The organism is Bacillus sp. IT-79MI2 (assembly GCF_949768135.1).
Lineage (GTDB): Bacteria > Bacillota > Bacilli > Bacillales > Bacillaceae_G > Bacillus_A > Bacillus_A pseudomycoides.
On the sequence record NZ_CATKPV010000117.1, the window covers coordinates 165,872 to 186,306 of the forward strand.

The window sequence follows — 20,435 nt, forward strand, 5'->3', positions numbered from 1 at the left end:
AGAATCTGTTTCAAAGTACAATCTTTTTACATTTGTTCGCCCAATTATTTTAAAGCGCTAATGATAAAATAATCATGGTACATTAAACTAATAATAAAAGTAAAAAAGACAGTATAATAACTGTCTTTTTTATTTTTATTATTCAATAAAAGAAACAAAAGGTTCATCTTCATTTTTTTCTCTTACAACAACTGCTTCAACTTTTTGCTCTGACTTTATATTCATTTGAACCTTAACATCTTTAGAGAAAGCATCAAGTATCTCTTGGACTATCATTTGTGTAAAAGCAATCAGTTCTGATTTACCATTAAATTTAACTAACACATTCATATTTACAGTATCCATATGATCATCTTTATAAAAAATTGTAGCATTAACCGGTATATAATCAGCTTTATTGAAGTCTTTCACTTTATTAGAAAACTTATCTAACTTTTCATTATCTTTATTATATACTTGTTTAAAATCATCAGAAGGATAAGCAAAGGATTTTTCGTTAATATTAACCCACTGTCCTATACTATTCTCACCTTTTTGTACTGTTACACTAGAAATAAAAGTACCGGCTTTTAAAGAATCAGAAGCTTCCTGTTTAAAAATAGAAAAAGTAATAGGAACTTTTACAAAGTTCTTATTATCATAAAGAACTTTTAAAAGTTGATTAGCAATTTCACTGCCCTTAACATTTGCTTCTTCATTAGAATGATTTGAAGTCATGGCTAAACCGATAACAACACCAGCTAAACTCAATTCACCTGAATTTTTCTTAGTATAATAATCATATTCTATAATATTAGATACATAAGGTACTTCTTGTTTTGTGAGTAGTTCGTCTATTGTTTTTTGAGAAATATATTCACTTCTTTGTAATAAATGATTTTTTGTATCAAATTGCTTAGATGCCATATTCATTAAACCTAATTCTAATTTATCTATATCTAATTTAGAATTAGTTTGTATATTAACTGTATTTATTATTTTATGTTCTTTTAAAGGAATAATAGTTTTATAATAATTATCAGAAATAGAATATTTCGGAATAATGCTATTTCCCTTCGTATTTTTTTCTACAACTTTCTCTTCTTTTTTAATAATATTAGTACCATTACAAGCACTTAATAACAAACTAATAATTATCAAAAATAATGATATCTTTTTCACCTATAATAACCACCTTTAACCATTGCTCTTTTTTTATACAACATATAGTGTATCACCAAATATCTAAAAAAAAAGAGATTAATGAAAATATATATATGCATCTAACAATATTTCCTAACGTTAAAAATAAAAATATGATATTTATATAAAAAAAGCCGTAAAAAACATTTGTAACTATCTCTTCTGGATATTCTGCTACTTAATTAATTACTACTTACGTAGGACCAACATGAATCCAAGTTTAGATTTATTAACATAAAAAAGAAGAGGGTTTTTATAATCCTCTTCTTTTTTATATGTTCATTAGCTGTTTTGTTCACTTAAGAATACTTTAGAATTTATCTATTATATTATAACGGTATGAAACACATTTTTAATATGAAATATTGCATATTAAAAATGTGTTGATTTATTTGTAAGCGTTTACTGAAATAAGGGTATAAGATTTACCACATCTTAATACTCAAACAAGAGAAGGAAATACTATGGCGATCGTAATGGCAGTTTTAAAATTTGTAGGTGGAGAAATTCCATTAGTACAAGAACTTTTAAAATCATTCATGTAAGTTTTTATTTCAAACATGTATGTAAAAATCTCACACAAATGATTTGTATATCTGGGCATAAGTGCTTTGTGAATCAATAGTATGAACAGATTTTAGAAAAGAAAAAGAATTTCATTAGGAATAGCAATCAAAAAGCACTCATTCGAGTGCTTTTTGATTGTACAGTAATACTTTAATACTCTATAATTAACTTTGGGGAAGGTAATCTAAGAGCATTAGACGTAGTCTTAGCATTATCTTTTATTTGATAAACCATAAAATTGAATAATTTTGTGGTTTATTTTTTGTAAATCCACAAGTTTTAAACTACTTTTAATAAACGTAATCATGAAATTAACATCGAATTACAGTTCCGGAATAGAGAGTCAGGAAATGGTCACCAATATCAATTATAGTTGTTGCTTGTATATAACCTTTAAAACCATTTGATGAATAATAAATTTCTTTTGGAATACTTTCTTTAACCTGATAACTAGTTTTTGAGTACTTCACATAATGGTTTGTGATTACTTTTGATTCAGGGACAATATTAGCTCTTTGTTCAAAAGTATTTGTGATAGTAGAAGGTGAATTAAATTCAACATTTTCATGAGAAATACGATCCAAACTTTCAGCTTTTACACCTTCTGTTTGAGAAAAGGCACCTAAGCTACCTATTCCTATTAATGTAGCAAGTGTAAACTTTGAAAATCCTGTGAATTTCCCCATTTTATAAGCCTCCTTTAAGTTTTTTGTAAGATAAGGTCCTTACACTTCACAGTCTATATCTAGCAGATAGGAAGTGTACATACATATCATTAGACAAAATTCTACATTATTCTCTATTTTTTTTTAGGTTATGTATAATAATCCGTTGTTCAACAAGTTGTCACAAATAAAAAATGATAATGATAACAAAAAAATGAATAGTATATTCGTTGCTTGTATTATTATTAATTATTTTAATATTCTAAAATAATTGGATAAAATCTATATTGAAAGGTTGATTCGAAAAGATAAAATCGTGTTAGTTCTTCATCTAGATCCAACAGGAAACCAAAGTAAAAGTGTATTACAATTAGCGTATCTAAATAGCTTTTATCAGACAGGATTAAAAAATCTTATCGATAAAGCCGTTATTGAGCATACAGAAGAGAAACATCAATTGGATACAACAGAATTTCATAAAGTAGATGAGATTCCTTTTGATTTTGCTCGGCGTCGTATGTCTGTCGTTGTCAAAGATACGAGTAATATGAACCTAATGGTTTGTAAAGGTGCAGTAGAGGGAATTTTATCTATTTGTACACACGCGGATATTAATGGAAAAGCATTGTGGTTATAGAGAAATAAAGTTGAAAAAGAAAAAGATGAAAGGATTTATTTAACACCCCCATTTTTAAATTGTTTAGGTGAAACACCAGTATGTTTTTTAAAGACTTTCGTAAAATGACTTTGGTCATGAAAGTTTAATAGTGTGGAAATTTCGGATAAAGAATGTCTCGTATAGGTCATTAAGCTTTTTGCCTCATCTATCTTAGCACGCTGAATATATTCGCCTAGTGAAATTCCCACTTCTTTTTTGAAAAGGAAAGACAAATAACTAGAATTTAGTGCGGCTATTTTTGCTAGATGGGAAAGTGTAATATCTTCGTAAAGATGAGTGAATATATAATTTTGACATGCGTTTATGGGTTTTGAATACTTTTGCATCTTCCCATTTTTTACTCGTTCCGAGAACTCAAGTAAAGCATTCTCCAAAAATGGAATAATAGCTTTACTTTCTTTTATTTCTTCAAGGTTTTGGATGAGTAAGTCACTAAGGGTATATGCGATTTCAGGGAATAGTCCACCATCTACGGCAGCTCTAGTCGCAAGTGTGATGGCTGCGATGGCGGAATTTTTTTGGCTTCGCAGGTGACTCGTTTTCGACAACACCCCCGGATTCCCTGATTCAGGTAATCCCTTTAGGTTTTGAATTAAATCATCCTTTTTCCCTTCCTTAATACACGCAAAGATTTTCTTCTCAGCCAGTGGATCGATATGAGTCAGTAAATTTTGACGGCGTTCCGATATACGTATATCGGGCTGTTCCACTTCAAATTTTTCCTTTTCTAACAGCATATTTTTTTGTAGGATATCAACCATGTCTAATTTTTGTTGATACAGCATGTAATAAAGGACCATGCTCAAATTTAAAAAATTCAAATTGCTTAAAACAGGGAGAGAATGATAATATCCAACCATTTCATCCTTGTTTATTTTTAGATGAAGGTCATTGATGATTCCTTTAATTGATACTTCTGATAGCCTCGAATAAAGGACAGGACCGACAATGATGTTCCCGCTAAGTTGGTCATTTGAACGCAGGTTAATTGAGAAAAAGTTTTCAAGGCAGGAGGTCTCCCTCAGTACTGGAAAACGATAGAAGTTTTCCTCCCTAAATAGTTGACGAAATATCTCCTCTTTTGAAGTATACAAGGGGCTATGCTGAAAATTGCGGGAGTGTTCAAATACTAAATCTCCCTTGTTATCAATAAAAAAGATAGGTATTTTATGCATGTCAAAGACCAGCTTACAAATATAATCTAAATCCTCTAGTTTGGAGAAATTCATTATTTTAACCTCCATTCGTTAAAACTCAGCCAATATATAACATCAGCTAAAATTTTTACAATTATTCTAAAAAAAATACCATAATATCAAAAAAATAAAAACTATAATAGGTTTAAGAAAGCGCTCACTTAATAATCTTTTGATTAGGAGGATTATCATGGAAAGGGATATTAAGCAAATTATTTCACAAATGACACTAGAAGAAAAGGCAAGTCTATGTTCTGGATTAGACTTTTGGAATACAAAAGGGATTGAGCGATTAGGAATTCCTTCCATTATGGTAACTGATGGACCGCATGGACTTAGGAAACAGGCAGAGGGAGCAGATCACTTAGGGATTTATAATAGTGTCCCAGCTACTTGTTTCCCATCAGCAGTAGGGTTAGCGAGTACGTGGAATAAAGAATTAATAAAACAAGTAGGAGTTGCATTAGGAGAGGAATGTCAGGCTGAAAATGTCGGTGTTCTTCTTGGGCCAGGTGCAAACATTAAGCGTTCGCCGCTGTGCGGAAGAAACTTTGAATATTTTTCAGAGGACCCTTATTTATCATCTCAAATGGCTGCGAATCATATTAACGGCGTACAAAGTCAAGGAGTTGGAACATCATTAAAACATTTCGCTGCCAATAATCAGGAACATCGCAGAATGTCGACCGATGCAATTATTGATGAGAGAACATTGCGCGAAATCTATCTTGCCAGCTTTGAGGACGCTGTTAAGGAGGCACAGCCATGGACAGTAATGAGTGCTTACAACAAGGTGAATGGTGAATACGCTTCGGAAAATGACTATTTGTTAAAGGATATTTTAAGGGATGAATGGGGATTTGAAGGTTTTGTCGTTTCTGATTGGGGTGCAATAAATGAGCGTGTTACAGGTTTAGCGAACGGTTTGGAACTAGAAATGCCTTCAAGCTTTGGGATTGGTGAAAAGAAGATTGTTGATGCAGTTAACTGCGGTCAGCTATCTGTAGAAAAGCATGATCAAGCAGTAGAACGTCTTCTTAACATTATTTTTAAAACCGCTGATAACCAACGAGAAAACGCTGTGTATAGTAAGGATGCGCATCATCAGCTTGCAAGAGAAGTCGCACGCGAAAGCATGGTGTTGTTAAAAAATGAAGATAACATTCTTCCATTGAAAAAAGAAGGAACGGTAGCTGTGATTGGGGGATTCGCAAAGGAACCTCGCTATCAAGGCGGCGGAAGCTCTCATATTAATCCAACAAAACTTGAAAGCATTCTCGAAGAAATTGAAACTGTATCAGGTAAAAATACGAATATATTATTTGCCCAAGGCTATGATCTTGCCAGTGATGTTTTAGATGAAAACATGATTAATGAAGCAAAAGAAGTAGCAGCTGGAGCAGATACAGTGGTTCTTTTCGTTGGACTTCCAGATCGTTATGAATCAGAAGGATATGATCGGAAGCATTTACAGATGCCAGAAAATCACGTGCAATTAATTGAAGCCGTTGCAGAAGTTCAAAGTAATATCGTTGTAGTTTTAAGTAACGGTGCTCCAATTGAAATGCCATGGATAGGTAAAGTAAAAGGAATACTTGAAGGCTATTTGGGTGGACAAGCATTAGGCGGAGCGATTGCTGATTTATTATTTGGTGATGCGAATCCAAGCGGGAAATTAGCGGAAACATTCCCGAAAGTTTTAAGCGATAATCCTTCTTACTTAAACTTCCCTGGTGAAGGTGACAAAGTGGAATACAAAGAGGGTGTGTTCGTCGGATACCGTTATTACGATACGAAAAATATTGAGCCATTGTTCCCATTTGGTTTTGGGTTAAGCTATACAAACTTTAAGTATAGCAATCTTTCAATTAATAAGAAAGAAATAAAAGATACGGAGACTGTTTCTGTCAGTGTAAACGTGAAAAATACTGGTAGTACAGCAGGTAAAGAAATTGTTCAGCTTTATATAAAAGATGTTGAAAGTAGTATAATCCGTCCTGAGAAAGAACTAAAAGGATTTGAAAAAGTGGAATTACAGCCGGGCGAAGAAAAAACGGTTACCTTTACGTTAGCTAAAAGATCATTTGCTTATTATAACGTTGAATTGAAGGACTGGCATGTTGAAACAGGTGAGTTTGAAATTTGGGTAGGAAAGTCTTCAAAAGAGATTGTTTTACATGACAGCATTTATGTTCAATCAATGGCTTTAATTCGAAAACCAGTACACCGTAATACGTTACTTGGGGACTTATTTGCGAATCCAATTTTAGCACCAATTGCAAAAGAGCTTATGGTAAAGGCATTAGAAGATAATCCGCTTGCTAGTATGACTGAAGGGGATAGTGATGCCTCCGAATTGATGGATGCCATGCTGAACTATATGCCATTACGTGCACTAGTGAACTTTAGCGCAGGTGCTTTTACAGAGGAAATGTTGTGTGAAATGATTGAGCTATTAAACAATGAGCAAATGAATCGTTAAGCGGCGAATTAGTTTTCTGTCTATTTGAACATTCTTTGTTAAGGTTAAGTTGAATAATCGAGGCTTATTGTTTCGAATTTTAATCATGGTTATGAATGTGGTACGACCTTGTTAGAAAATAGTGAATTATGTATTGAAATGGTAGATAGTTATTATACTGCAGATCATATGAATAACGAATCTTTAATGCCTAGTCTGAAAGCGGGTGCTCGGCCGTGTATGATTAGATTGAGGATTCTCGTACAGCAAAATACTGAAGAACTCGGTAACAAAGTTTTCCGAAATTAAAATTATCAGAAAAGGAGACGGTAATAATGAGTAATACAACTACTTACGTTAATCTAGTTTCTAAACTGAGTGAGGAGATACAAGCTGTCAAAAAAAGAGGAATCGATTTTATTGCTAAACCGATTCCTGATTCTGATGCGATTGGTGAATTAGACCCTCGAGTTCTCCAAGTGACTTTACAAACGGCAGAAAAAATGGCTGCGATGGAAAACCAGCCATTTAATCCTTCAAATACTATGGGTTTTGTTACGGGAATGCGGGCTATGATGGGTTGGAACAATGACGACGTTACGAAAAGTCAGGTTGAAACCACTTATAAAACAATTAATGGAACAAATGGACCGATTCCTCTGCGGATCTATACACCTTCTAACGAAGGAGTTCTGCCTGCTGTTGTCTTCATTCACGGCGGAGGATTCATAGCCGGAAGTGTTGATGTCGTGGAAAATCCGTGTAAAGCATTGGCAGAAAAGGCAGGTGCCGTTGTTATTTCTGTTGATTACCGTTTAGCCCCTGAGCATCCATATCCAGCAGGGTTGACAGATTGTTTCGAATCCGTAACATGGGTGTATGAGCACGCTGAAGAAATTCGTGTGAATCCACAGCAAATTGCCATTTCTGGAGACAGTGCGGGTGGTAATTTGTCTACAGTGTGTGCGTTAATGGATCGTGAGAAGGGGACGGAGATGATTAAATTTCAGGCGCTTATTTATCCATCAGTGAATATGGCCGGCGTCCAAACCGAGGATTTCAACTGGAGCCTTGATCAGTATGAGATTCGTAACCATGCAGAGATAATCACTCCGCTGGTTACAGCGTTGGGTGAAAGCAGTAGGGTACTTTTCCAAATTTATTTGCAAAATAATGGGAAAATCACAGATCCCCATGTTTCTCCACTGCTGTCGGATCAGTTAAGCGGTATGCCGGAGACGCTGATTGCAACTGCCGAATTTGATTATTTAAAAGTAGAGTGTGAAGCTTACGCGGCAAAACTAGCACGCAGCGGGGTTCCTACGAAGCTGATTCAGTACAATGGTACAGACCATGCTTTTATGGATAAAATTGGTTTGTATCCGCAAGCAGAAGATTTAATGAATGAAATTGCAAAAGAGATCAAGCGAGTGTTTGCTTAATTTTATTCCGCGATTTACGGGCAGTTATTCTTCACCTCAAGATGCAGAGAAAAGCGAAGAAGAGAGGTGGGGGATAACTGCTGGCATGTGCTTGATTGGTGAGAGCTTTCCACCAGTGAGGGACGAGGAAAATCTCTCACTGATGGAAGTTTTCCTTTATCGAAAAAGCAGATTGTCATGATGAAGAAACAAGTAGGCTGGGGAGAACGATCAGCTATGGCCTTTCAGACACGGCTTCCAATTTAATTTTTCAAATGATTACGTAATTATGGGAATTCTATCGTTTCGTTGAAATAGATTGAACGTGAGATGGAGCATGGACGGAATCAAAATTTAGCAATGGATATATATTTGTATAAAATAGGAGAAATAATAGATTCATATGTTGCCATACAAAAATAGGTAGGATGAACTATACAGTTGTTTTCAAAGATAAATGGTTATTAACCGTTTATCCTTTTTTATTTGTTTAGAAAAACTAAAAAAATATTAATTAATGTTCGAAATTTCTTAGATTTAATTGCCAAAATATACATCCTTGTATTGATGATACACATTTGTAATTAATCTTGATTTTTATCGGGGTATAAATAGAAAGGAGGTCTTGTATGACTTATGCAAAATAAGGGTTCCGGTGCAAAAACTTCAAGATACATGCAAGTAATCTCTAAATCTTGGACATACTGATACTATTACTCTAAAAAAGGTGTGTGATCGGTATGAAAAAGGAAAATTTGTTCAAATGGAAGCACTATCAGCCTGATATTATCTTATTAACGGTAAGATGGTACCTACGGTACAACCTTAGTTTTCGTAATTTGGTGGAAATGATGGAGGAACGAGGTTTGTCTATTGCTCACACCACCATTATGCGTTGGGTGCATCAATATGGACCTGAATTAGACGAAAGAGTACGACGTCATCTTAAGACAACAAATGATTCCTGGAGAGTCGATGAAACGTATGTGAAAGTAAAAGGTCAATGGATGTATTTATATCGCGCAGTCGATTCAGAAGGAAATACCATTGATTTTTACCTAAGTAAATCAAGAGATACACAAGCAGCCAAGCGCTTTTTCAAGAAAGCCTTAGCTGCTTCTCATATTTGTAAACCTCGTGTTATAACAGTAGACAAGAACCCAGCCTATTCCGTAGCGATTCAAGAGTTAAAAGAAGAGAAACGTATGCCTGAGGGCATACAAATAAGGCAAGTTAAATATCTCAATAATATAGTGGAACAGGATCACCGTTTCATTAAGAAACGTGTGCGTTCTATGTTAGGATTCAAGTCGTATGAAACAGCCACTTCTATATTGAGTGGCGTTGAAGCCATGCATATGATAAAAAAAGGACAACTTCACCCACAGGTGAAGTCTGCTCAAAATGAAGTTAGATTCATACATAAGTTGTTTGGAATTGCATCATAATCTGTCATTGAACAGTCCATGTAGGTTCTATGTCTCTATCAAATGGTTTTTGCACCGGAACCTTTTCTTCCTTGTTTATTTACCTTTATTTTATTCAATAATTTCTTCTGTATCCCTGCACTAAGTGTCATCCATATATTCGATTCAGAAAGCTTGTTTGTTGCAACCAATAATCAAAATCTTCAATATCGTAAACATATCTTTTAATCATGGAAGGCTTTCATCCTTTATTTAACAAATAAGAATAACAAATTTTGTAGGGCCGCCATATTCGGAAGTATCAGAAAAAATACTTTAAAATCAATAATTATATATACTAATTCATTTAACACAAAAGGAATTTGTCCATTATTAACGAAATTGTATGCTAACTAAATGAATTCATTCATACACACTACTACAAAAAGACATAGGAACAATCTTATATCATGATACTTAATTATGCTCTGTTTAAGAAGTCAATAAAATTAAGGAGATAGCATGGGGAAAAAAGTATTGTTTTTTGGAGACTTTGGAATTGACGATACGATAGCGATTACATATGCACATTTAACAGATAAAATTGATATTATAGGAATTGTTGCAGACTATGGGAATGTACCTCAAGTTGAAGTGACTAGAAATGTTCGTTTTTTACTTAAAAGTGTAGGAAAAGAATATATAAAAGTTTTTGGTGGGGCGGAGCATTCCATGTCCTCAGAAGCTGAAACTTTTTATCCAGAAGTTCACGGCAAATTTGGGATAGGACCCATTCACCCAGGACTAGAGCTTCAAATATTTGAGAATTTCTTTGAGGTTCTCAAACTTATTAAGCAGTATAAAAATGAACTTATTATTGTGAATACAGGAAGGCTAACGTCACTTGCAACCTTATTTCTCCTTTATGGAGATGTGATGAAAAATGTCCATTCTTATAATATTATGGGGGGAGCTTTTCTATATCCAGGAAATGTTACTCCCATTGCAGAAGCTAACTTTTATGGCGATCCTGTAGCGGCTAATATTGTAATGAGATACGCAAAGAATCTATCAATTTATCCTTTGAATGTTACACAATCGGCTATCGTAACACCAGAAATGGTCAATTATATTCACTCTAAAGGAAAAACTAAGTTTTTAAAGCCCCTTTTAGACTATTACTATTATCAATTTTATCAAAAAAAGGTTCCTGGAATACAAGGTAGCCCGGTTCATGATACGCTCACTTTGATTGCGCTTAATCGTGATGATATTTTTACGTACCATCAATCGGCTGTGACGGTTAATATACTTGATAGTGTACGAGGACAAAGCATAGGAGATTTTAGATCGACATTTGAACCAGAAACATTCGGTAATCGTCCAAAACATAGGATTGCAATACAAATGAATTATGAACAATTCTTTAAGGAGTTTATGACTGTAATGACTAGCGAACTATTTTAGTGAAAAATCTGATATACTATGACCCATTTTTACACGTATCTCGGCTGAACCCCATGCCCATCAACTTAAGAATTTTATAACGCCCCAAAACGAAAATTCCACATGAATATCCATAATTTCATCTCTTTTTTCATCTAATTTGAAAATAAGCTTTCTATTTTTAAAAACCATCGACACCAACTCGAATTATATGAATGAAATCCGTACATTTGAATATTCTCACACTTTTGCAGGAAAGAAAGATTATACAAAAGTAGGATGATTTAAGATATATTTACTTGTATTATAATAACAAAAAGATATCGACATAAAAATTTAAATATTATAAATTACAATAAAGAAGGGAATAAACATAATGATACAGAGCATATACGAAACTCATTTACATGTAAGAAATTTAGAAAAATCGATAGATTTCTATCAAAATAAGTTAGGGTTAGCATTAGCAAGAAAACTATCCAAAAGAAGAGTGGCTTTCTTTTGGGTAGGAGAAAATAAAAAACAAATGCTTGGACTATGGGAAGTACATAATATTGAAGACTTTGAGACGAAACACTTTGCTTTTGGTGTAGATTTAGAGTTTTTAAAGACTTCTAAATTATGGTTAGATAAGCGTGGAATAGAAGTGGTAGGAAGTCAGGGGAAAGGAAATCAAGAGCCAATTGTCCAAAGCTGGATGCCGGCTGCAAGTGTATACTTTCTGGATTGTGATGGAAATAAATTAGAGTTTATTTCTATGTTACATGATGATCCAGATGAATTAGAATATGCATCCTATTTAAGTGAATGGGATGCGGAGCACCAAGAAAAATAAATGAAATTGTATCTATAAGGGGTACGGAAACGATTCAGGGTATGAGGGGCCACTCTGGGATTTAATTACAAATCTAAAAAAGAACTTTATTCCAGTTCTTTTAATCTACGATATAGAGCGGCCTGACTCACTCCTGTAATCTGACATATTTCCTTTACTGTTTTATTGGTATGTTTTCGTAATTCAATTGCATGGTTCATGCCAGGATGTTTATCTGTGTATTTCTTCACTCTTCCTCTATATACTCCTTTTTGTTTTGCTAGCTTTATTCCCGCATGTTGTTTTTCTTTAATCATTTCACGATCTAATTCACTAAAGGCAGCCATGACAGTTAAGAAGAACTTACCCGTTGGAGTTCTTGTATCAATTCCTAAATTTAAAATTGCAAAGTGAACATCCAATTGCAAGTCATAAGATTGATATACCTGCTGCGGCTAGAAATATTGGGAATATTGATTTAAGTAATAGTTTACGAGATTTTGGAGTTCCACGAGAAAAGATTAATCAATATATAGCTGAACAAAACGCAACAAATAACTTCATGAACACTACATTGGATATTATGCCTATTCTTAATGTACCTAAAGAAGCGATTTAAATGTACCAAGGAAAAGAGATAGGTACAGAGCGGAAGTATGGTCCTTCTGATTATGCAATGGGTGTCTTAAGTGTTGCGTCAGGTGGAACAGTTAAAACAGTTGGTAAAGTAGTCGGAACAGTTGCTGATCTTGAGAAGAAAGCAGAAAAACTGTCAAAGGCTTCTAAAAGTACGAAGTTTACAAAGTATCCTACAGGTTTTGATGAAGTTGCTAAACATATTAAAGAGCATAAAACACTTCCAGGTAATTATATTACCAAAGAGCAAGCGGAGGCTTTAGTATGGAAGAATAGGGCTGGTAACCTTCATGAAGTGGCCCCAGGTAAAAGTATTGGTGGAGATATTTTTGAAAATAGAAAGAATCAACTCCCAAATGCTACTGGGGGAAAATGGTACGAAGCTGATATCAACTATTTGTCAGGATATCGAGGCAATGATAGAATTGTTTATTCCAACGATGGATTAATATATAAAACTTCAGATCATTATAAGACATTTACTCAAATTAATTAGGAGCGGATTATTTATGGAAATACTACGATTAGACGGTCGTAAGTTTACTAGTGAAGAAATACTACACAAAGTATTGAAAAAAGAATTAGATCTTCCTAATTATTATGGAGAAAACGCTGATGCATTGTGGGACTGTTTAACAGCTTGGGTAATTCTTCCTTTAAAAATAGAATGGGAATTCTTTGAAGAAAGTAAACAGATGTTAGGTGAAGAGGCTGATATAATTTTAGAAACGTTTCAGGATGCACAAAAAAAAATGCCTGGGAGATTTTTTTTTGTTGTGAAATAATAGATGTAATAAAAAGCGCATGTCCAAATTTGAACTGTACCCCGAATCGTGGATACTTAAAAAAAGTCTATGATTCGGGTTTTTTTTGTGTTTTTGCACTTATTCCTCGTTATAATGGAAACAATGATAAAAGTGAGGTACGGGAAATGAGTAAAATTATTTTTAATGAAATTCAAATGAAACAGCTAGAGAAGAATAAAAATGTCGTGAAGGTATCAGAACGTTCTATTACCTATTGTGCGGATTTTAAAATAAAAGCTGTGAAAGAAAATCAGAGTGGGAAAGGTCCGAATCAAATCTTCCTAGAGAACGGGTTCGATTTAGCTATCATTGGTGAAAGAAAGCCAAATTACTGTTTGAAGCGTTGGAGAAAGACATATGAGCAGTTTGGCGAAGAAGGCTTCTATACAGAACGTCGTGGAAAAGGAAGTACCGGCCGTCCTTCCCAAAAACAACTATCTTCTGACGACAAGCTAAAGAAAGCAGAAGCGCGTATTGCTTTTCTAGAAGCGGAACTTGCATTCTTAAAAAAGTTAGACGAACTCGAAAGGCAGGCGTTACAGAAGAAACGTTAACACCACGTGAAAAATATACACTCATTGAACAAACGATTCGTCGCTTCCAATTCCCACGTATGGTGCACTATTTTTGCGAACTAGCTGATGTAAGCCGGAGTGGTTATTACGCTTGGCTTCGTAAGATAGACATACACATTGAAAAAGAAGTAAATGATGAGAAAGATTATGAATTGATTCAAGAAATTTTCAACCGTAAAAAGAAAAAATGTGGGGCACGATTCATCAAAATGACGTTAGAAAATACAAAGGGAATTACAATGAATTTAAAGCGTATTTTTCGGATTATGCGTAAGTATAATCTCATGACAAAGATTCGTCGTGCGAATCCATACAAACAAATCGCAAAAGCGACGCAAGAACACAAGACTTGTCCTAACTTACTCCAACGTCAATTCAATCAAGAAGAGTCAGAAAAAAGCATGTTAACTGATATTACGTATTTGTTTTATGGAAGAGGGAAGAAAGCTTATTTATCGTGCGTAAAAGATAGTACGACACGTGAGATTTTAGCCTATCACGTCTCTCCCTCTTTACAAATGGATATTGTCTATCAAACATTAGACAAATTGAAAGATAGATTAGGAGATACCCTTCATCCAGAAGCACTTTTACACTCGGATCAAGGTACACATTACACGCATCCTGAATTTCAGCGCCGTGTAAAAGAAATGGGGATCAGACAATCTATGTCACGTAGAGGAAACTGCCTGGATAATGCCCCAATGGAGTCGTTTTTTGGTCATATGAAAGATGAATTAGACTATAAGTGTTGTCAAACGTTCCAAGCTCTTCAATTGGTAATCGACAATTATATGCAAGATTATAATTACGATCGCTATCAATGGACACTCAAAAAAATGGCTCCGGTACAATACCGAAACCATCTCTTAAGTGCTTAATTCTTTATGGTCTTTTTATTAAACTGTCCATTTTATAGGGTACAGTTCAGACAGTATACTACTTTTTAAAAGCTTAATATTTTTGGGGATTATACGAGGTAAATATCATGAAAAATAAAAAAAGAAGAGCTACAGTTGCATTAACAACAGGATTAGCTTTAACAGCTGTAACACCATATGGAGTAGGTCATGCAGAGGAAACGGATCAACTACAAGTTCAAATTCAGGAGGATTCGTTCCGTACAGGTGAACTTACACAACCATCACAAAAGGCACCAGAGAATGTAGTAAAAGATGCTCTTAAGGAAAAGACCGAGCAAGCTTTGTCCCCAAAACAAGTTAATGGAGAAACGGGAGTAGATTATAAGGTTCTTCAAAAGCGTGGTTCTTATGATGGGACTACACTTGTGCGCATGCAACAAACATACGAAGAAAAAGAAGTATATGGGTATCAATTGACTGCACACGTAGATAAAAAGGGTGTTATTAAAAGTGTTTCAGGGGATAGTGCGCAAAATTTAAAACAAGAAGATTTAAAGAAGCCTATTAATCTATCACAAGAAGAAGCGAAACAATATATTTATACGAAGTACGGGAATGATATCAATTTTGTTTCTGAGCCAGAAGTAAAGGAAGTTATTTTTGTTGATGAAAATAATGGACAAGCCAGCAATGCATACCAGGTTACATTTGCTGCTGCAACACCAAAATATGTATCTGGGACTTATTTAGTGAATGCTAATAATGGTGAAATGTTAAAAAATATGGTACAAGAATCAGATTTAAAAGCAAGTAAAAAGCTTGTTGGAGCCTTAAAGGAAAGTAGAAAAAGCAATCTTACATCATTAACTGGAACAGGAAAAGATGATTTAGGTATATCTCGTACATTTGGTATTTCTAAACAAAGTAATGGGAAATATGCACTTGCTGATTACACTAGAGGGCAAGGAATTGAAACGTATGATGTGAAATACAGAGATATTACTAAAGAGGAAAGATATTACCCTGGTATACTAGCAACTAGCACTTCAACAACATTTAATGATCCAAAAGCGGTAAGTGCTCATTTCTTAGCAACAAAGGTATATGATTTTTATAAAAATAAATACGAACGTAATAGTTTTGATAATAAGGGACAAAAAGTAGTTTCAGTTGTACATGGGTGGGATTCTGAAGATACAAATGATCCGAAAAATTGGGAGAATGCATTCAGTGCTAATATTAATAATAGTAGCATGCTTGTATATGGAGATCCTATTGTAAAGGCATTTGACGTAGCAGGACATGAATTTACACATGCGGTTACATCTAGCGAATCCAATCTTGAATATTCCGGAGAATCTGGTGCGATTAACGAGGCGTTATCTGATATTATGGGAACAGCTATTGAGAAATATATAAACAATGGGAAATTCAACTGGACAATGGGAGAACAAACTGGATCAGTTTTCCGTGATATGGCAAATCCATCTTCAGTTCCTTCTTCAACTGGAGTACCGTATCCAGATGATTATAGTGAATTTAACGATTTTAATGGATGGGATAATGGAGGTGTTCATTTCAACTCAAGTATTATTAATAAAGTTGCGTATTTAATTGCAAAAGGTGGCACTCATAACGGTGTAACTGTAAAAGGTATTGGCGAGGATAAAATGTTTGATATTTTCTATTATGCAAACACTGATGAATTAAACATGACTTCTGGTTTCTCCGAATTGAGATCGGCATGCCTTCGAGTTGCAGCAAATAAATATGGCGCGAAATCAACTGAAGCTCAAGCAGTCCAAAAAGCTTTTGATGCAGCAAAAATTAAGGTAACAGTGAAAAAAACTGCGGAAAACCAAGCGCTGGAGTTAACTGTACCGTTTACAACTACACTACATGTAGGTGATACGTTCGACCCGATGAGAGGTGTAAAAGCTGTTGATAAAGAAGATGGTGATTTAACAAATAGAGTAAAACATAAAGGCAATGTAGATACTTCTAAACCAGGTAAATACATTGTGGAGTATTCGGTTGTCGATTCCCAAGGGGTTAATGCAACGGCTACACAGACTGTAATTGTAGAGGGAAATGGAGAAACTCCAGGTATGGAACCTAAATTAACAGTGCCTGTTGGAGCAACAATTAGTGTAGGAGATTCATTCGACCCAATGGCAGGAGTATCAGCTACTGATAAAGAAGACGGTGACCTTACTTCTAAAGTAACAGTTGATGGTAAAGTAGATACATCTAAAGCCGGTACTTATGAAGTAATATATAGTGTCAAAGATTCCGCAGGTAATGAGGTAACTACAATACAAAAAGTGGTTGTGAAAGATAAAGACACTAACAACGGTAATGGCCCTGATAATGACAATAACAACACTAACAACAGCAATGCTTCTGATACTGGTAACAGTACTATCTTAAATAATAGTACTTCTGATAAAAAAGAAGTTACATATAAAGAGCTTCCAAAAACGGGTGCAAGTACAAATAACAGTGCAGCAATGGGTGTATTGATGGTTCTTGCAGGTATTGTTCTTTCTTTTGGTCGTAAATTTAGAAAGGTATTAAAATAATGGTAACTTATTGCATTTTATTGTATTATTGCAGTGAATTAAAAAGCACCTTCAAATATTGAAGGTGTCTTTTTATCAACTTTTATAAACTAATTTTCTAATATAAACATTTCGAAGTTAATATAAAAACACTATTGTTTAGGGGATAAATGAGGAGAGGTTCAAATCCATAAGAGGCTAATATTCGGTATACAGAAAAGATGGCGTTTTTTATGAACTTTTATTAATATTCAGCTAGAGTCTGATTTACATAGTAGGCCTCACCATATCCAAAAAAGAAACTTGTACGTTTAAACACAAATTGGACACATTTTAACTGATACACTGTACGTTAAGCGCAAAGTTTGTTACCAAAAAACTAGCCTTTTGAAAAAAAGATCCCCTAATATGAGGGCACTGAAAAAGTCCTCATAGTTTAAAAAGTGAAAGCTTCCTCGATTTCATCGAGGAAGCTTTCACTTTTTTCATGTATAATGGTTGTACTAATTCTAGGTGGTGTTCCGGATGATTTCAAAACAACAATCTCTTAACCTTAGTCCATTCATGGCGATTTACGATATCGTCGTGCCAAAAGATAATATGCTTCGTCAATTTAATGAAATGGTTGATTTTTCTTTTGTTTTAGAAGAATTGAAGGATAAATATTGTCTCGATAACGGTCGCAATGCAGTGCCGCCCGTTCGTATGTTCAAATATTTATTGTTAAAATCCATTTTTGATTTATCCGATGTAGATGTTGTCGAACGCTCAAAATATGACATGTCTTTTAAATATTTCTTAGATATGGCACCAGAAGATATGGTGATCGACCCTAGTTCGTTAACGAAGTTTCGTAAGCTTCGTTTAAAAGATGTAGGGTTACTTGACATGCTCATCCAAAAAACAGTGGAAATTGCACAGGAAAAGGACTTGATTACAAGTAAATCAATTATTGTTGACGCTACGCATACAAAAGCACGCTTCAATCAAAAATCGCCGAAAGAATTTTTAATGGAGAAATCAAAACTACTCCGCAAAGCGGTTTATCAAATCGATGAAGGAATGAAAGAAAAATTCCCACCTAAAACAACGACGAATGACTTAGGTGACGAACTCGAATATTGTCAAAAAGTCATTGAAGCGGTAGAAAAAGAAGAAATGATTCGTAAATATCCAAATGTGAAAGAAAAACTCAACTATTTGAAAGAAATTGTAGAAGACCACCAAGAACACCTTCAATTTTCACAAGATCCTGATGCACGAATTGGACATAAAACAGCCGACTTCTCTTTCTTTGGATATAAAACACATATTGCGATGAACGAAGAACGTATCATTACAGCGGCGGTGATTACAACAGGTGAAAAAAGCGATGGAAAATACCTTCAAACATTGGTTGAAAAAAGTCGTGAAACAGGAATGGAAATTGATACGGTCATTGGAGATACTGCTTATTCAGAGAAAAATAATATTCAATATGCCAATCAACATGAATTACAATTAGTCGCTAAATTAAACACAATTGTGACACAAGGACCACGTAAAAAAGAAGATGAATTTGAGTTTAATAAAGATGCGGGTATGTACGTTTGTAAAGCTGGACATATGGCTATCCGTAAAGCACGTACTGGTAAAAAGGGAACAAACAAGAATCAAAGCCACACTTACTATTTTGATATCAACAAATGTAAAGTATGTCCATTTAAAGATGGGTGTTATAAAGAGGGCGCGAAAAGTAAGACGTATTCTGTCACCATAAAATCGACAGAACATAAGGAACAACAGGCATTTCAGGAAAGTACATACTTCAAAGAAAAGGGGAAAGAGCGTTATAAAATTGAAGCGGAAAATAGTGAACTGAAGCACAGACCCGGGTATGATGTGGCATCTTCCTCGGGTCTGATTGGCATGCAAATGCAAGGAGCAATGGCCATATTCGCTGTTAACTTAAAACGAATTATGACCCTATTAAAAGAAAAAAAGTAACAAAAATATAGAAAGAAAAGTCGCCTTTCTTGTTTTACATGTGTTTTATGAGATGAAAAACAGAAGTTTTTCAGTGCCCTCAATATTAACTCCATCTTTTTTATTGTTTAATATATTACTTTATGATATATTATTTTTAGATATATCATAAAGTGATATAGGAGAGTAGGAATAAAATGAAATCATTAGAGCAGTTAACTGATTCTGTATTTTATATTATGGCAGGATTCACCAAACCAAGGCATGGCTATGCGGTGATGAGCTTGATTGAAGAATTAACAAAGGGGAAAGTAGTAATTGGGCCTGCATCACTATACACAATTATTAAAAAGTTAATAACCGAATCTTACATTGAATTATTTGATGATTCAGACTCACGTAGAAAAGTATATGTTTTGACAGATAAAGGTAGAGAAGTGTTGGAACAAGATATTTTGAGACGTAAAACGATGCTTGATTTTGCTGAAAATGGATTAAAAGGGGAGAACTAAAATGGGGAAAACAAAATACATCATGTCAAATGGGATTGCTTTTTCAGAAGAAATAGATTTAAAAAAGCTAAGAAAGTATGCTGCAAAAGGATGGATTGTGAAACGTTTTAAACGAATGGGATATGAATTAGAAAAGGGCGTTGCTGAAGATACTATTTTTAGTCTTGATATAAGACCATTAGCAGAAAATGAATTGGAAGAATATATTGAAATGTTTGAATTGGCAGGTTGGGAATATGTTTGTTCAAGTTATTATGGTGTGCACCTATTTAAGGCCAAACCTGGTACAAGACCAATTTATACAGATAAAGAAACAAAACAGGAGAAAATAAAAACACTTAGACAACCAGTTATGTCAACAGTTTTAATTAGTATGACCATGCTGATTGTAAGTTATTTAGTTCATTCGGTAAGTTCAGGGGTATTAAGTACAATATTTTCGATAGTTTTCTTATTTTCCCTTGTCATTACCATTCCAATGTTAATGACATTAATGGCGACCTACTACCATTCGATTCGAACAAAATAGTATAGAAAGGGGTCCCGCCACATCGCTATCAAGCTAAGAAAATACAACTACCCCCAGAACGAGATTTTGTGCTAATTCGTAATAAAAAAGCTCATTTTTTCGTTTTGGGTATATTAAAAAATTTTAGGTTGATGGTGATGTGGCGGTACCC

The 20,435-nt window shown here is 34.3% G+C and carries 16 protein-coding genes and 3 pseudogenes; 15 read left to right on the forward strand and 4 right to left on the reverse strand.

Going from position 1 to position 20,435, the window contains the following annotated elements; translation table 11 throughout:
- Positions 1-138: 138 nt before the first annotated feature.
- Complete coding sequence (locus ACM6HU_RS26295; protein ID WP_016115644.1) at positions 139-1,161, reverse strand: CamS family sex pheromone protein; 1,023 nt, start codon at positions 1,159-1,161, stop codon at positions 139-141.
- Positions 1,162-1,539: 378 nt separating this feature from the next.
- Between ACM6HU_RS26295 and ACM6HU_RS26300 the strand changes: the two are divergent.
- A pseudogene (locus tag ACM6HU_RS26300) lies at positions 1,540-1,727 on the forward strand (hypothetical protein).
- Positions 1,728-2,060: 333 nt separating this feature from the next.
- On the opposite strand, the gene ACM6HU_RS26305 reads toward ACM6HU_RS26300, so the two are convergent.
- Positions 2,061-2,435, reverse strand: a complete 375-nt coding sequence (locus ACM6HU_RS26305) for a hypothetical protein (protein ID WP_016115643.1) — start codon at positions 2,433-2,435, stop codon at positions 2,061-2,063.
- A 277-nt stretch (positions 2,436-2,712) separates the two neighbouring features.
- Between ACM6HU_RS26305 and ACM6HU_RS26310 the strand changes: the two are divergent.
- Positions 2,713-3,036: pseudogene (locus ACM6HU_RS26310) on the forward strand (hypothetical protein); the annotation flags it as partial.
- A gap of 50 nt (positions 3,037-3,086) precedes the next feature.
- Here the strand turns inward: ACM6HU_RS26310 and ACM6HU_RS26315 are convergent.
- The gene (locus tag ACM6HU_RS26315; RefSeq protein WP_016115641.1) at positions 3,087-4,322 is read right to left on the reverse strand and encodes a helix-turn-helix domain-containing protein; all 1,236 of its coding nucleotides are present in this window, start codon (positions 4,320-4,322) and stop codon (positions 3,087-3,089) included.
- A 157-nt stretch (positions 4,323-4,479) separates the two neighbouring features.
- On the opposite strand from ACM6HU_RS26315, the gene ACM6HU_RS26320 reads away from it, so the two are divergent.
- From ACM6HU_RS26320 to ACM6HU_RS26340, 5 genes are all read left to right on the forward strand, one after another.
- Positions 4,480-6,771: a glycoside hydrolase family 3 C-terminal domain-containing protein gene (locus ACM6HU_RS26320; protein WP_016115640.1), complete on the forward strand. Its 2,292-nt coding sequence runs from the start codon at positions 4,480-4,482 to the stop codon at positions 6,769-6,771.
- A 314-nt stretch (positions 6,772-7,085) separates the two neighbouring features.
- Positions 7,086-8,192: an alpha/beta hydrolase gene (locus ACM6HU_RS26325; protein ID WP_016131766.1), complete on the forward strand. Its 1,107-nt coding sequence runs from the start codon at positions 7,086-7,088 to the stop codon at positions 8,190-8,192.
- Positions 8,193-8,911: 719 nt separating this feature from the next.
- Entirely contained in the window at positions 8,912-9,619 is a 708-nt protein-coding gene (locus ACM6HU_RS26330; protein WP_016131765.1) for an IS6 family transposase, read from the forward strand.
- Positions 9,620-10,099: 480 nt separating this feature from the next.
- The gene (locus ACM6HU_RS26335) at positions 10,100-11,044 is read left to right on the forward strand and encodes a nucleoside hydrolase (RefSeq protein ID WP_242226979.1); all 945 of its coding nucleotides are present in this window, start codon (positions 10,100-10,102) and stop codon (positions 11,042-11,044) included.
- A 355-nt stretch (positions 11,045-11,399) separates the two neighbouring features.
- Positions 11,400-11,858, forward strand: a complete 459-nt coding sequence (locus ACM6HU_RS26340; RefSeq protein WP_016115635.1) for a VOC family protein — start codon at positions 11,400-11,402, stop codon at positions 11,856-11,858.
- Positions 11,859-11,944: 86 nt separating this feature from the next.
- Here the strand turns inward: ACM6HU_RS26340 and ACM6HU_RS26345 are convergent.
- A pseudogene (locus ACM6HU_RS26345) lies at positions 11,945-12,256 on the reverse strand (recombinase family protein); the annotation flags it as partial.
- Here ACM6HU_RS26345 and ACM6HU_RS26350 point away from each other — a divergent pair.
- The 8 genes from ACM6HU_RS26350 (at position 12,208) to ACM6HU_RS26385 (ending at position 20,284) form a co-directional block, all read left to right on the forward strand.
- Complete coding sequence (locus ACM6HU_RS26350) at positions 12,208-12,456, forward strand: hypothetical protein (RefSeq protein ID WP_175637015.1); 249 nt, start codon at positions 12,208-12,210, stop codon at positions 12,454-12,456. The pseudogene ACM6HU_RS26345 and the gene ACM6HU_RS26350 overlap by 49 nt on opposite strands.
- Positions 12,457-12,969 carry a ribonuclease domain-containing protein gene (locus tag ACM6HU_RS26355; RefSeq protein ID WP_016115633.1) on the forward strand — a complete coding sequence of 171 codons (513 nt, stop codon included), beginning with the start codon at positions 12,457-12,459 and terminating at the stop codon, positions 12,967-12,969.
- A 13-nt stretch (positions 12,970-12,982) separates the two neighbouring features.
- Positions 12,983-13,258, forward strand: coding sequence for a barstar family protein (locus ACM6HU_RS26360; protein WP_016115632.1), 276 nt, complete (start codon positions 12,983-12,985; stop codon positions 13,256-13,258).
- Positions 13,259-13,404: 146 nt separating this feature from the next.
- A protein-coding gene (locus tag ACM6HU_RS26365) for an IS3 family transposase (protein ID WP_414848520.1) occupies positions 13,405-14,735 on the forward strand; the annotation gives its coding sequence in 2 pieces (ribosomal slippage) (positions 13,405-13,777 and positions 13,777-14,735; 1,332 coding nt in all).
- Between the two features lie 107 nt (positions 14,736-14,842).
- On the forward strand, positions 14,843-17,299 hold the full coding sequence (locus ACM6HU_RS26370; protein WP_242226978.1) for a M4 family metallopeptidase: 2,457 nt from the start codon (positions 14,843-14,845) through the stop codon (positions 17,297-17,299).
- 504 nt (positions 17,300-17,803) lie between these two features.
- Complete coding sequence (locus tag ACM6HU_RS26375) at positions 17,804-19,264, forward strand: IS1182 family transposase (RefSeq protein WP_016133108.1); 1,461 nt, start codon at positions 17,804-17,806, stop codon at positions 19,262-19,264.
- A gap of 176 nt (positions 19,265-19,440) precedes the next feature.
- The gene (locus ACM6HU_RS26380; protein WP_016115627.1) at positions 19,441-19,755 is read left to right on the forward strand and encodes a PadR family transcriptional regulator; all 315 of its coding nucleotides are present in this window, start codon (positions 19,441-19,443) and stop codon (positions 19,753-19,755) included.
- Between the two features lies 1 nt (position 19,756).
- Entirely contained in the window at positions 19,757-20,284 is a 528-nt protein-coding gene (locus tag ACM6HU_RS26385) for a DUF2812 domain-containing protein (RefSeq protein WP_016115626.1), read from the forward strand.
- The last annotated feature ends 151 nt before the right edge of the window (positions 20,285-20,435 follow it).

Coding starts and splice junctions, on each gene's coding strand:
- ACM6HU_RS26305 (WP_016115643.1), bottom strand. CDS start 2,435: ATGGGGAAATTCACAGGATTTTCAAAGTTTACACTTGCTACATTAATA.
- ACM6HU_RS26315 (WP_016115641.1), bottom strand. CDS start 4,322: ATGAATTTCTCCAAACTAGAGGATTTAGATTATATTTGTAAGCTGGTC.
- ACM6HU_RS26320 (WP_016115640.1), top strand. CDS start 4,480: ATGGAAAGGGATATTAAGCAAATTATTTCACAAATGACACTAGAAGAA.
- ACM6HU_RS26325 (WP_016131766.1), top strand. CDS start 7,086: ATGAGTAATACAACTACTTACGTTAATCTAGTTTCTAAACTGAGTGAG.
- ACM6HU_RS26330 (WP_016131765.1), top strand. CDS start 8,912: ATGAAAAAGGAAAATTTGTTCAAATGGAAGCACTATCAGCCTGATATT.
- ACM6HU_RS26335 (WP_242226979.1), top strand. CDS start 10,100: ATGGGGAAAAAAGTATTGTTTTTTGGAGACTTTGGAATTGACGATACG.
- ACM6HU_RS26340 (WP_016115635.1), top strand. CDS start 11,400: ATGATACAGAGCATATACGAAACTCATTTACATGTAAGAAATTTAGAA.
- ACM6HU_RS26355 (WP_016115633.1), top strand. CDS start 12,457: ATGTACCAAGGAAAAGAGATAGGTACAGAGCGGAAGTATGGTCCTTCT.
- ACM6HU_RS26360 (WP_016115632.1), top strand. CDS start 12,983: ATGGAAATACTACGATTAGACGGTCGTAAGTTTACTAGTGAAGAAATA.
- ACM6HU_RS26370 (WP_242226978.1), top strand. CDS start 14,843: ATGAAAAATAAAAAAAGAAGAGCTACAGTTGCATTAACAACAGGATTA.
- ACM6HU_RS26375 (WP_016133108.1), top strand. CDS start 17,804: ATGATTTCAAAACAACAATCTCTTAACCTTAGTCCATTCATGGCGATT.
- ACM6HU_RS26380 (WP_016115627.1), top strand. CDS start 19,441: ATGAAATCATTAGAGCAGTTAACTGATTCTGTATTTTATATTATGGCA.
- ACM6HU_RS26385 (WP_016115626.1), top strand. CDS start 19,757: ATGGGGAAAACAAAATACATCATGTCAAATGGGATTGCTTTTTCAGAA.